Consider the following 12185-nt stretch of genomic DNA (forward strand, 5'->3'; position numbering starts at 1 on the left):
CGGGCACCGGGCCGCTGGCCGAAATCCCGGCCGCCCGTTAAGAGAGAGTCGCAATCCATGGAAACGCGGCACCGGCGATGATCGATTTCACCCAGGCCTCCGAGGCGCTGCTGTCGGCTGCGCGTTCGGTCGGCGCTGAATTCACCGCGCCCTGGTTCTATGCCCAGCTCGGCATCATCATCACCGCGCTCGGGGTCGGGCTCGGCGGCGGCGCGCTGATCAAGGCGCGGGTCGACCTGACCACGCTGACGATGGGCTGGCCGGTACCGTTGCGGACGTTCCTGCGGGTGGTGGTCGACAGCGCCTGGACCGCGCTCTTCGCGCTGACCCTGATCCTGGCGCGCGTGGTGATGTTGCACGCGACCTGGCCGAGCCGCAGCTATCTGATCGGCATCGCCGCCAAGCTGGCGCTGGCCTGGCTTCTGATCCGGCTGGTCACCAGCATCCTGCGCAACGCCTTCCTGATCCGGGTGGTGTCGGTCTCGGCCTGGTGCGTGGCGGCGCTCAGCATCATCGGGCAATTGTTTCCGGTGCTGGAGGCGCTGGATTCGGTCGCGATCGTGGTCGGCGATCTGCGGCTGTCGCCGCTGCTGGTGATCAAACTCTGCGTGCTGCTGGCGATCGCGCTGTGGCTCGCCAATATCGCCAGCAATTTCTTCGAGGGCCGGATCAACCGGACCGCGGACCTGACGCCGTCGGTGCAGGTGCTGCTGATCAAGCTGATGCGGATCGGCCTGATGGTGTTCGCGATCGCGCTGACGATGAGCGCGGTCGGCATCAATCTGCAGGCGCTGGCGGTGTTCTCCGGCGCGGTCGGCGTCGGCATCGGTTTCGGGTTGCAGAAGATCTTCGGCAATTTCATCTCGGGCGTGATCCTGCTCGCCGACAAATCGGTCAAGCCCGGCGATCTCGTCACCATCGGCGACAGTTCCGGCAAGATCAGCGCGATGAACACGCGCTATATTTCGGTGGCGGCCGGCGACGGCCGTGAATTCCTGATCCCGAACGAGGATTTGATCACCCAGAAGGTGGTCAACTGGACCTACACCGACAGGAACACGCTGGTGAAGGTCGCCTTCGCCACCAATTACGACGCCGATCCCCGCCTCGTCTGCCAGCTCGCGATCGACGTCGCGACGAACGTGGCGCGGGCGTCGAAGGCCAAGCCGCCGGGCTGCATCCTCACCGAATTCACCGATACGGGGATGAAATTCGCCCTGACCTTCTGGATCGCCGAGCCGGACGGCATGGACGCGGTCAAAAGCGAGGCGATGCTCGGGCTGTGGGACGCGTTCAAGCGCGAGGGCATCCGGGTGCCCTATCCGGTGCGCGAGATCCGCGTCCGCGGCGGCGCGCTGCCGGTCGAGACTATCGTCGAGGTGCCGCGTTGAGCCGTTCCGGCGCGCCCGCTGGGGCTTTTGCTTGCGCCCACCGCTGCGATGACTAAATTGGCCTCACATCCTCCGTTTTCCTCAACCAGACCGGCCCGATGAGCTACGTGGACGCCTCCGACACCGCCCTGCGCAAGACCGGGCAGATCAAATTGCACGGCGCCGCCGGTTTCGCCGGCATGCGCAAGGCCGGTCAGGTCGTGGCGCAATGCCTCGACGAACTGGTCGACATCGTCAAACCCGGGGTGCCGACCTCGGCGATCGACGATTTCGTCCGCGATTTCGCCTTCAGCCACGGTGCCTTTCCGGCGACGCTGATGTATCGCGGCTATCGCTATTCGACCTGCACCTCGATCAATCACGTGGTCTGCCACGGCATGCCGGGCGACCGGCCGCTGAAGGAAGGCGACATCGTCAATGTCGACGTGACGATGATCGTCGACGGCTGGTACGGCGATTCCAGCCGGATGTATCCGGTCGGTCCGATTGCGCGCAAAGCCGAGCGGCTGATCGACGTCACCTACGAGTCGCTGCTGCGCGGCATCGCGGCGGTCAAGCCGGGCGCCACCACCGGCGACATCGGGCACGCGATCCAGAGTTTCGTCGAGCCGCAGCAGATGAGCGTGGTGCGGGATTTCTGCGGCCACGGCCTCGGCCGGCTGTTCCACGATGAGCCGAACATCATCCATGTCGGCTCGCCCGGCCAGGGCGTTGTGCTGAAGCCCGGCATGTTCTTCACCATCGAGCCGATGATCAATCTCGGCAAACCCTATGTGAAGATCCTGTCCGACGGCTGGACCGCGGTGACCCGCGACCGCTCGCTGTCGGCGCAGTTCGAGCACTCGATCGGCGTCACCAAGGACGGCTGCGAGATCTTCACGCTGTCGCCCAAGCAACTCGACAAGCCGCCGTTCCAGAGCTGAGATCCTTCCGATCGTCGCAAAGGCCAACGTCCCCGCGCGCCGCAGCGCGCCCCCTCGCCCGCTTGCGGGAGAGGGTTGGGGTGAGGGCGAGCCGAGCACGGATTCAGCGACTCGCCGAGAGCCCTTCCCCCAACCGGATCGCTGACGCGATCCGACCTCCCCCGCAAGCGGGAGAGGTTGCGCCGTGCCGGTATCGCCTCAGCGCGGGGCGCGCTTGGCGAGGATGCGCTGCAGGGTGCGGCGGTGCATGTTGAGGCGACGGGCGGTTTCGGAGACGTTGCGGTTGCACATCTCGTAGATCCGCTGGATGTGCTCCCAGCGGACGCGATCGGCCGACATCGGATTGTTCGGCAGCTCGGATTTCTCAGTACCGCTGGCGAGCAGAGCGGCGACGACGTCGTCGGCATCGGCCGGCTTCGACAGATAGTCGACCGCGCCCATCTTCACCGCCGTCACCGCGGTGGCGATGTTGCCGTAGCCGGTGAGCACGATGGCGCGCGCGTCCGGGCGCTCCTTCTTCAGCGCCGACACCACGTCGAGGCCGTTGCCGTCGCCGAGCCGCAGGTCGACCACGGCGAAAGCCGGCGCCGCCTTGCCGATCTGGGCGAGGCCGCTGGAGACGCTGTCACACGACGTGACCTCGAAGCCGCGGGTCTCCATCGCCCGTGACAGCCGCTCCAGGAACGGCTTGTCGTCCTCCACGATCAGCAGCGAGCGATCGGCGTGGTCGTTCAATTCGGGGATGGCATTCACGGCGCGGGATCTCCTATGGCGTTTTCGAGCGATGTGGGACGGTTCGCGTGACGAAAACGCGTCAAAACAAGAATCGAGAGCGTCGACGCAAAAGATATGGCGACGGGGTGCGACAATGCCAAGGCCCGGGCCGGAGCCCGCCCTGCGACCGGACGGCGCGCCTCGGTCAAACCTCTGCGACGGCGGAGATTTCGGAATTCTCGAAGCGGTTGCGCGGCCAGGTGAGCTGGACCACCGCGCCGTGATCGGGGAACAGCTTGTTGCGGAACGAGACTTTGGCGCCGGTGCGCTCCAGCAGGGTGCGGGCGATGAACACCCCCAGCCCGAGGCCGGAACGCTCGTTCGAGGCGTCGTCGGCATGGCGGCGCCGCGATAGATACGGCTCACCGATCCGCTTCAGGAGGTCGGGTTTGATGCCCGGCCCGTCGTCCGAGATCATGATCTGGACGGTCTCGGCATTCCACCAGGCGTTGACCTCGACGGTGTCGCGGGCGAAATCGACGGCGTTCTCCAGGATGTTGCCGATGCCGTAAAGGATTGCCGGATTACGCATCACCACCGGCTCGGCGACGCCGGAGACCGCGACCCGGATCTTGATCGTGACGCCGAAATCGCGGTGCGGCGCCACCGCCTCCTCGATCAGCGTCGACAGCGGCATCATGTCGAACGGCGCGCCGGCGGCGTTGAGATGCGAGATCTTGGCGAGGATCTCGCGGCAGCGCTGCGCCTGCTCACGCAGCGTCTTGAGATCGCCGGCCATCTCCGGCGGCGCGGTCTTCTCCAGTTCGCGCGAGATCAGGAAGATCGTCGACAGCGGCGTGCCGAGTTCGTGCGCGGCGGCGGCGGCGAGCCCGTCGATCTGGGTCAGATGCTGCTCGCGCTCCAGCACCAGCTCGGTCGCCGACAGCGCGTCGGCGAGCTTGCGCGCCTCCTCGGTGACCTGGAAGGTGTAGACGCTGGTGACGCCGATCGCGAGCAGGATCGAGAGCCAGACGCCGACCAGATAGATTTCCGGAAGCTGCACCGCCTCGTCGCCGGCCCAGGGCAGCGGCTGATGATTGTAGCCGAGCAGCGCGGCGCAGCCGGCGGCGAAGACGCCGAGCGCGATCGTCATCCTTGTCGGCAGCGCGGTGGCGGCGATCAGCACCGGGCCGAGGAACAGGAACGCGAACGGATTCTGCAGCCCGCCGGTGAAATACAGCAGGCCGGCGAGTTCGGCGATGTTCAGCGCCAGCAGCAGCGCCGCATAGATCGGCTCCATCCGCTGCATCGGATTGAAGGCGATCTGCAAGCCCAGATTGACCACCGCCGAGGCGAAGATGATGGCCAGGCAGGGCAGCACCGCGAAGTCGAATTCGAGCCCCTGGGCGACGATGAAGATCGCCGAGAGCTGGCCCAGCGCGGCGAGCCAGCGTAGCCGGAGAATGGTGTCGAGCCGCACATGGCGGCGCGGATGGCGGAAATCGGCGGAGATCAGATCGTCGGACATGAGCCGACACTACGCGCCGCCGCGCCCGTTCACAATTCGCGGCGAGGTCGCGGACGCCCGCGTCGGCGCTTGCGCAGTCCCGCCGCAATCGGCAAACAGGCCGCCATCATGACCGCCGAGACCGCTCGCACCCCCGAACCGCCCGCCACCGCCGCGCACGCTGCCGCGGCGATCGAGGTCGCGCATCTGGTCAAGGTCTACAAGGCGACGCGCGCGGTCGACGACATCTCCTTCAGCGTCGCGCGCGGCAGCATCACCGGGCTGCTCGGCGGCAACGGCGCCGGCAAGACCACCACGATCGCGATGATCATGGGGCTGGTGCTGCCGACCGCCGGCCGGATCCGGGTGCTCGGCCACGACATGCCGGAGCGACGCGCCGACGTGCTCGGCCGGATCAATTTCGAAAGCCCCTATGTCGACATGCCGTCGCGGTTGACGGTGCGGCAGAACCTGCGGGTGTTCGGCAAGCTTTACGACGTGCCGGATCTGCCCGGCCGGATCGCCGAACTCGCCGCCGATCTCGACCTCGGCGATTTTCTCGACCGCCCCAGCGGCAAGCTCTCCGCCGGCCAGAAGACCCGCGTGGCATTGGCCAAGGCGCTGATCAACCGCCCCGAACTGCTGCTGCTCGACGAGCCGACCGCCTCGCTCGATCCCGACACCGCCGACTGGATCCGGTCGCATCTCGAGACCTATTGCCGGCAGCACGGCGCCTCGATCCTGCTCGCCTCGCACAACATGCTCGAGGTCGAGCGCTTGTGCGACCGCGTCATCATCATGAAGCGCGGCCGGATCGAGGACGACGACGCCCCCGCCGCGATCATGGCGCGCTACAATCGCGCAACGCTCGAAGAGGTGTTCCTCGACGTCGCCCGCGGCCGCGCGCGGGGCGAAGAGCAGGGAGACCAGCCGGCATGAGATCGCTGATCGACAGCCTCGAACTCGGCCGCGGCATCGCCTGGCATCGCATCGCCGCGATGGTGCTGCGCTATTGGTACCTTCTGATGTCGTCGTGGCCGCGGCTGCTCGAGCTGGTGTACTGGCCGGCGCTGCAGATCATCACCTGGGGCTTTCTGCAGAGCTACATCGCGGACAATGCCGGGTTCTTCGCCCGCGCCGGCGGCACGCTGATCGGCGCGGTGATCCTGTGGGACATCCTGTTCCGCGGCCAGCTCGGCTTCTCGATCTCGTTTCTGGAAGAGATGTGGGCGCGCAATCTCGGCAACCTGATGATGAGCCCGCTGAAGCCGATCGAATTCCTGGCGGCGCTGATGATCATGAGCCTGGTGCGGCTGGCGATCGGCATCATCCCGATGGCGCTACTGGCGATGATCTTCTTCGACTTCAACCTGCTCGGCTTCGGCCTGCCGCTGATCGCCTTCTTCTGCAACCTGATCTTCACCAGCTGGGCGCTCGGCATCTTCGTCTCCGGCCTGGTGCTGCGCAACGGGCTCGGCGCCGAGAGCATCGTCTGGACGCTGATGTTCGCGGTGATGCCGCTCGCCTGCGTGTACTATCCGGTGTCGGTGCTGCCGCATTGGCTGCAGCCGATCGCCTGGGCGCTGCCGCCGACCTACGTGTTCGAAGGCATGCGGGCGCTGCTGATGCAGCATCAGTTCCGCGCCGACCTGATGCTGTGGTCGCTGGCGCTGAATGCTGTCCTGTTCGCGGCCTCGTTCGTGAGCTTTCTGGTGATGCTGAACAGTGCACGGCGGCACGGATCGTTAATTCAAAGCGGCGAATAGGCCCTTTCCGGACAGCTTTTGGCCGCTGTCTGTGCTCATAATTCGATCTACCGATTGACGCACCCAGACCCAGCGGCCACTATGCTGCGGTGCGAGAAGCGACCAGGGAAACAAATACGATGCCCGTGATTGGTGAATTTGGCCGTCCGCCGGAGCTGCCGGCCGAAGTCAGTCCGGCGATGACCACGCCGATGTACTGGTTCTACGAACTCGCTCACGCCTCGCTCAATCCGGCGCGCGCGATGTCGGACGCAGCAAAGCTGATGTTCAAGAATCCGCTGAACCCGTGGAGTCACACCGATCTCGGCAAGTCGATCGCGGCGGCCTGCGAAGTGTTCGAGCGTACCACGCGCCGTTACGGCAAGCCGGAATGGGGCCTCGACACCACCGAGGTCAACGGCATGCGGGTGCCGATCGAAATTCACAATGTGTGGGAAAAGCCGTTCTGCCGGCTGTTGTATTTCGAACGCAAGCTGGAACACCCGCTGCGCCATCCGCAGCCGCGGGTGCTGATCGTGGCGCCGATGTCGGGTCACTACGCGACGCTGCTGCGCGGCACCGTCGAGGCCTTCCTGCCGACCCACGAAGTGTACATCACCGACTGGACCGATGCCCGGATGGTGCCGGTCGCCGCCGGCCGCTTCGACCTCGACGACTATGTCGACTATGTCATCGAGATGCTGCAGACGCTGGGCGGCAACGTCCACGTCGTCGCGGTGTGCCAGCCCTCGGTGCCGGTGCTGGCCGCGGTCTCGGTGATGGAAGCCAACGACGATCCGTTCGTGCCGCTGTCGATGACGCTGATGGGCGGCCCGATCGACACCCGCCGCAATCCGACCGCGGTCAACAATCTCGCCGCCGAGAAGGGCATCGACTGGTTCCGCAGCCACGTCATCACCAAGGTGCCGTTCCCGCATCCGGGCGTGATGCGCGACGTCTATCCGGGATTCCTGCAGCTCAATGGCTTCATCAGCATGAATCTCGACCGCCACATGGACGCGCACAAGAACCTGTTCAACCATCTGGTTCAGGGCGACGGCGACCTCGCCGACAAGCATCGCGAGTTCTACGACGAATATCTGGCGGTGATGGACCTGACCGCGGAGTTCTATCTGCAGACCGTCGATGTGGTGTTCGTCAAGCACGCGCTGCCGAAGGGCGAGATGATGCATCGGGGCAAGCTGGTCGAGCCGTGGAAGATCAAGCGCGTGGCGCTGATGACGGTCGAAGGCGAGAAGGACGACATCTCCGGCCTCGGACAGACCGAAGCGACGCACACGCTGTGCAGCTCGATTCCGGACGAGCGCCGCGTGCACTACGTGCAGAAGGGCGTCGGCCATTACGGCGTGTTCAACGGTTCGCGGTTCCGATCCGAAATCGTGCCGCGCATTTCCGATTTCATGCTGTCGGCCGCGAACGGCGCACGCGCTAACGCGGCGGAGTAACAGGCGGCGCGGCGATCGCTGTGAAGATCGGGGATCGGCCTCGTCGCGCGCTCGGTTTACATCGAGGAATCAAGTGGAAGCGCCGAGCCGAGGCAGTTCGAGGTCTGCTCGGCGGATTGTGGGAATCTCGATTCAGTGCCGTTTCAACGAATGAGGACTGAGTCACGATTCAGCGCCGGTATTTGAATCGAAGTTCGCGAAATTTTCCGGTTCCGGGGCCCATCTTGTAGGGGGATCGCTCTGCGATCACTCTGTATATTGGGCAAATGATTTGTTTTCGCGCCGGGCGCTTCCAATGGCGGCGGATATGGCAGACTCCAGGCAATCTCCTGTTGTCCGGATCTGCAGAAATGGCCTTCCGCGCACTTCTCTATCGGCGGCCCACCGAGCCGTCGACCATCCCCGTTCGTCACGGCTCGCAGTTTTTTGCCGTTCGCATCCGGCGTCATCGCCGTGCGACGCGCTACACGCTGCGGATTCATCCGAGTGATCGCGAAGCGATCCTGACGATGCCGCCGCGCGGCACGCTCGCCGACGCCAAGGATTTCGCACAGCGTCACGGCGCCTGGATCGCCGCGCGTCTCGGCCGTCTGCCGAAGGCGGCGCCGTTCCAGCCCGGCACGCTGGTGCCGCTGCGCGGCCACGACCATCGCATCGTGCATCGCGCCGGCCGCGGCACGGTGTGGACCGAGACGCGCGAGAGCGGCGAGCGGATCATCTGCGTCGCCGGCGAGGCCGAGCACATCGATCGCCGCGTCCACGACTTCCTCAAGCGCGAGGCGCGCGCCGACCTGCAGAAGGCCTGCGACCGTTATGCACCCGAGCTCGGCGTCAAGGTGACGCGGCTGTCGATCCGCGACCAGTCGAGCCGCTGGGGCTCCTGCACCTCGGCGGGATCGCTGTCGTTCTCGTGGCGGCTGATCCTGGCGCCGCCCTACGTGCTGGATTATCTCGCCGCGCACGAGGTCGCGCATCTGGTCGAGATGAACCATTCGGCGCGGTTCTGGCGTGTGGTCGGCAAGGTCTGCCCGCACATGGAGCGCGCCAAGACCTGGCTCGACACCCACGGCAACGATCTGCACCGCTACGGTATCAGCGACTGAGCGACGGCCTGCTGCCGGCATCGTGCCCGCGGCTTCCCCCACCCCAGCCCTCCCCCGCAAGCGGGAGAGGGAGCACGCCGTGCGCTATGAGAGACACGACCTCACCCCGACCGCTGAAGGCCCCCTCTCCCGCTTGCGGGAGAGGGTTGGGGTGAGGGCGACGCGGGCACTGATTCAGCAATTCAGGCGACGATCATCAGCACAACGCCAAAGCGCGTCATCACCCTCGCATCAAGAAAAAGGCCCGCCAGATCGACTGACGGGCCACACGCGAACTCAAATGCAAATCGGCTTGTCGCGCCTCAGCGCGGCGCCAGCACCATGACCACCTGACGGCCTTCGAAGCGGGCGTCCTGCTCCACCTTGGCGATTTCGGCGACGTCGGCCTTCACCTTTTCAAGCAACTTGGTGCCGATTTCCTGGTGGGCCATTTCGCGTCCGCGATAGCGCAAAGTGATCTTCACCTTGTCGCCTTCCTCGAAGAAGCGCTGCATCGCCTTCATCTTCACGTCGTAGTCGTGATCGTCGATCATCGGGCGGAGCTTGATCTCCTTGATCTCGACGATCTTCTGCTTTTTGCGCGCCTCGGCGGCCTTCTTCTGCGCCGAGTATTTGAACTTGCCGTAGTCCATGATCTTGCAGACCGGCGGACTGACGTTCGGCGAAATCTCGACCAGATCCATGCCGGCTTCCATCGCCATCTTGATCGCGACGATGGTCTCGACCTTGCCCTGGTTCACACCGGCCTGGTCGATCAGCTGGATCTCGTGATTGCGAATTTCATCGTTGGTGCGCGGCCCATCCTTGGCAACGGGGGGCGGGGCTCTGTTGGGACGGCGAATGGTGGCTTCTCCAATATTGTGAACGTTGGTGGCGGACGATCAGATCAACGCATGTCAAAGAAACATCGACGGCTGTGCCGATCGGATCACGCGCTCCATATAGGTCAGAGCGCGACCGGACGCAAAACCGAGATTGCCCCGGTTGAAAATGCCGAGGCCATGCCCTTCCTGATCGCCGCGCAGTGTGACGGAAGAACCCCGACCCGGCAAGCCGACTTCCGCCTAAGCGGAGCAAAACCGGCCGATTCGCGGCATTTCCGCCACGCCGGGCGCTGGCCCGACGTTGACGGCGCGACGCTGCGTATAGCAAACCAACTCCGCAACGAGGCCCTTGATCCATGACAAACAACGCCGCCACCCAAGCCGCGACCGATCCGGACTTCATCACCGTCGGCGACGGCCCGGCACAGCGCCGGATCGCGGTCCGGGCGCGGGCCGGCCGCGGCCCCGGTCTGTTCTGGCTCGGCGGCTTCAACTCGGACATGACCGGCACCAAGGCGGTGGCGCTCGACGCATGGGCCGCCGCGCGCGGCCGCGCCTGCGTCCGGTTCGATTATTCCGGCCACGGCGCCTCCTCCGGCGCGTTCGCCGAAGGCACCATCAGCCGCTGGCTCGAAGACAGCCTCGCGGTGTTCGACCATGTCTGCAAAGGCCCGCAGGTGGTGATCGGCTCGTCGATGGGCGGCTGGATGGCGCTGCTGTTGGCGCGCGAACTGCTCCGCCGCGGCCCAGGACCGGCGACCTTGGCCGGCCTGGTGCTGATCGCGCCGGCGCCGGATTTCACCGAAGCGCTGATGTGGAACGGGTTTTCGCCTCAGATCCGCGAACAGATCGAAACCGAAGGGGTCTGGATGCGGCCCTCGGATTATGGCGAGCCGTATCCGATCACGCGCACGCTGATCGAGGACGGCCGTAACCACCTGCTGCTCGGCGGCGCCATCAGCACCGGCTGCCCGGTCCGCATCCTGCAGGGCAAGCGGGACCCCGACGTGCCCTGGACCCATGCCTTCGCCTTGACCGAACGGCTGCCTTGCGAAGACGTCGTGCTGACCCTGATCCAGGACGGCGACCATCGCCTCAGCCGCCCGCAGGACATCGCGCGCATGCTGGCAGCGGTGGAGGAGATCGGGTGAGGCAACCGCAGAATCAGCCCGCGAGAGGTCTGCAGGTGTCTCGCGAAAGCAGGCACCCGGCATGCCAGAGCGTTGAGGTCACGCGCCCTGCGAATCGATAAGCGTTCTGCCGGGTCTCAATCCGGGCAATGACGTGGCTTCACCCCGGCCGCGGCGACCAGCCCGACGGGGCCAGTTCGAAATGCTCGAACTGGAAACCGGGCGCCACCGTGCAGCCGACCAGCGTCCAGTCGCCGGTCGAGACCGCGGCCTGCCAGGCCTGCGGCGGCACGATCGCCTGTGGGGTTTCGCCCGCTGCGACGTCCGGTCCGAGCGCGACCGCGCGGTGGCCGTTGTCGTCGGCGATTTCCAGCGTCAGCGTCGCGCCAGCGTAGTAGTGCCAGATCTCGACCGCGTCGATGCGATGCCAGTGTGAACGTTCGCCGCGCGCCAACAGGAAGTAGATCGCGGTCGAGGCGCTGCGGCCGGTGGAGTCGCAGCGGGAATCGCGAAACGTCTCGCGATAGTGCCCGCCTTCGGGATGCGGCGCGAGGCCGAGTTGCGCGATCACCTCCGCGGCGGACAGCGTCGCCCGCATCACGAGTTGTTCTTGCGCTCGCGGAGTTCACCGAACACGTCCGCCGCGCTCTCGCCGGCGAAACCAATGGCCGCTGCGACCGACGGCACGTCGGCGCGCAGGAACACATTGGCCTGTTTCTCCTCGCCGAGCGTCACCGGGATGGTCGGCCGGCCGGCGCCGCGCTGCTGCTCGACCTGTTTGGCGCGCGCCTGCAGGGCGGCGTTCTCGGGCTCGATCGTCAGCGCGAATTTGACGTTCGAGGCGGTGTATTCGTGGCCGCAATAAAGCTTGTAGTCGTCGGGCAGCGCCCGCAGCTTCAGCAGCGATTCCCACATCATCGGATAGGTGCCCTCGAACACCCGGCCGCAACCGATCGAGAACAGCGTATCGGCGGCGAACAGCGCGCGGTCGTCGGCGAACACGTAGGAGATGTGGTCGAGCGTATGGCCGGGGGTTTCCAGCACCCGCGCTTCGAGCCCGCCGACCTTGACGACATCGCCCTCCTCGACCCGCAGATCGGCGTCGGCGATCTTGGCGTTGGCGTCGTGCGGCGCAACGACGCGGCAGTGATACTTCGCCTTCAGTTCGGCGATGCCGCCGACGTGATCGCCGTGATGATGTGTCACCAGGATATCCGTGAGCTTCCAGCCTTCCTTCTCGAGCGCCGCGATCAGCGGCGCGGCCTCGGGCGCGTCGATCGAGGCCGTGGCGCCGCTCGACGGGTCGTGGATCAGATAGCCGAAATTGTCGGTGAGGCACGGAACGATGCGGATGTCGGCAGCCATGAGATCTCCCGGGAATT

General features: G+C 65.7%; 13 protein-coding genes. 8 read left to right on the top strand and 5 right to left on the bottom strand.

The genetic code is table 11. The features are described 5' to 3' along the window. Positions 1-77: 77 nt before the first annotated feature. Together RPB_RS00295 and map are read left to right on the top strand one after the other, a co-directional pair. On the top strand, positions 78-1391 hold the full coding sequence (locus tag RPB_RS00295) for a mechanosensitive ion channel family protein (RefSeq protein ID WP_011438959.1): 1314 nt from the start codon (positions 78-80) through the stop codon (positions 1389-1391). A gap of 98 nt (positions 1392-1489) precedes the next feature. Next, positions 1490-2314, top strand: a complete 825-nt coding sequence (gene map, locus RPB_RS00300) for a type I methionyl aminopeptidase (protein WP_011438960.1) — start codon at positions 1490-1492, stop codon at positions 2312-2314. A gap of 198 nt (positions 2315-2512) precedes the next feature. Here map and RPB_RS00305 read toward each other — a convergent pair whose 3' ends face one another. Both RPB_RS00305 and RPB_RS00310 read right to left on the bottom strand, forming a co-directional pair. Beyond that, the gene (locus RPB_RS00305; protein ID WP_011438961.1) at positions 2513-3067 is read right to left on the bottom strand and encodes an ActR/PrrA/RegA family redox response regulator transcription factor; all 555 of its coding nucleotides are present in this window, start codon (positions 3065-3067) and stop codon (positions 2513-2515) included. A 166-nt stretch (positions 3068-3233) separates the two neighbouring features. Beyond that, positions 3234-4556 carry an ActS/PrrB/RegB family redox-sensitive histidine kinase gene (locus RPB_RS00310; protein ID WP_011438962.1) on the bottom strand — a complete coding sequence of 441 codons (1323 nt, stop codon included), beginning with the start codon at positions 4554-4556 and terminating at the stop codon, positions 3234-3236. Between the two features lie 108 nt (positions 4557-4664). Here RPB_RS00310 and RPB_RS00315 point away from each other — a divergent pair, with 108 nt between their 5' ends. The 4 genes from RPB_RS00315 to RPB_RS00330 all read left to right on the top strand — a co-directional run bounded on the left by RPB_RS00315 (position 4665) and on the right by RPB_RS00330 (position 8849). Next, the gene (locus RPB_RS00315) at positions 4665-5474 is read left to right on the top strand and encodes an ABC transporter ATP-binding protein (RefSeq protein ID WP_011438963.1); all 810 of its coding nucleotides are present in this window, start codon (positions 4665-4667) and stop codon (positions 5472-5474) included. Continuing rightward, the gene (locus RPB_RS00320; protein ID WP_011438964.1) at positions 5471-6301 is read left to right on the top strand and encodes an ABC transporter permease; all 831 of its coding nucleotides are present in this window, start codon (positions 5471-5473) and stop codon (positions 6299-6301) included. The genes RPB_RS00315 and RPB_RS00320 overlap by 4 nt, the downstream gene beginning before the upstream one ends. 119 nt (positions 6302-6420) lie before the next feature. Next, positions 6421-7746, top strand: a complete 1326-nt coding sequence (locus RPB_RS00325; protein ID WP_011438965.1) for a polyhydroxyalkanoate depolymerase — start codon at positions 6421-6423, stop codon at positions 7744-7746. Positions 7747-8012: 266 nt separating this feature from the next. Continuing rightward, positions 8013-8849, top strand: a complete 837-nt coding sequence (locus RPB_RS00330; protein WP_011438966.1) for a M48 family metallopeptidase — start codon at positions 8013-8015, stop codon at positions 8847-8849. A 302-nt stretch (positions 8850-9151) separates the two neighbouring features. On the opposite strand, the gene infC is transcribed toward RPB_RS00330, so the two are convergent. Then, positions 9152-9691 carry a translation initiation factor IF-3 gene (gene infC, locus RPB_RS00335; RefSeq protein ID WP_041797822.1) on the bottom strand — a complete coding sequence of 180 codons (540 nt, stop codon included), beginning with the start codon at positions 9689-9691 and terminating at the stop codon, positions 9152-9154. A gap of 51 nt (positions 9692-9742) precedes the next feature. Between infC and RPB_RS24435 the strand changes: the two genes are divergently transcribed. Both RPB_RS24435 and RPB_RS00340 read left to right on the top strand, forming a co-directional pair. Next, positions 9743-10033 (top strand): hypothetical protein, encoded by a 291-nt coding sequence (locus RPB_RS24435; RefSeq protein ID WP_157038757.1) that lies wholly within the window; start codon positions 9743-9745, stop codon positions 10031-10033. Further along, the gene (locus RPB_RS00340) at positions 10030-10824 is read left to right on the top strand and encodes an alpha/beta hydrolase (protein WP_011438969.1); all 795 of its coding nucleotides are present in this window, start codon (positions 10030-10032) and stop codon (positions 10822-10824) included. Before RPB_RS24435 ends, RPB_RS00340 begins: the two co-directional genes overlap by 4 nt. 139 nt (positions 10825-10963) lie before the next feature. On the opposite strand, the gene RPB_RS00345 is transcribed toward RPB_RS00340, so the two are convergent. Both RPB_RS00345 and gloB read right to left on the bottom strand, forming a co-directional pair. Beyond that, positions 10964-11401, bottom strand: a complete 438-nt coding sequence (locus tag RPB_RS00345; protein WP_011438970.1) for a cupin domain-containing protein — start codon at positions 11399-11401, stop codon at positions 10964-10966. Then, positions 11401-12168 carry a hydroxyacylglutathione hydrolase gene (gloB, locus tag RPB_RS00350; protein ID WP_011438971.1) on the bottom strand — a complete coding sequence of 256 codons (768 nt, stop codon included), beginning with the start codon at positions 12166-12168 and terminating at the stop codon, positions 11401-11403. Before gloB ends, RPB_RS00345 begins: the two co-directional genes overlap by 1 nt. Between the last annotated feature and the right edge of the window lie 17 nt (positions 12169-12185).

This window comes from Rhodopseudomonas palustris HaA2 (assembly GCF_000013365.1).
Classification (GTDB): domain Bacteria; phylum Pseudomonadota; class Alphaproteobacteria; order Rhizobiales; family Xanthobacteraceae; genus Rhodopseudomonas; species Rhodopseudomonas palustris_J.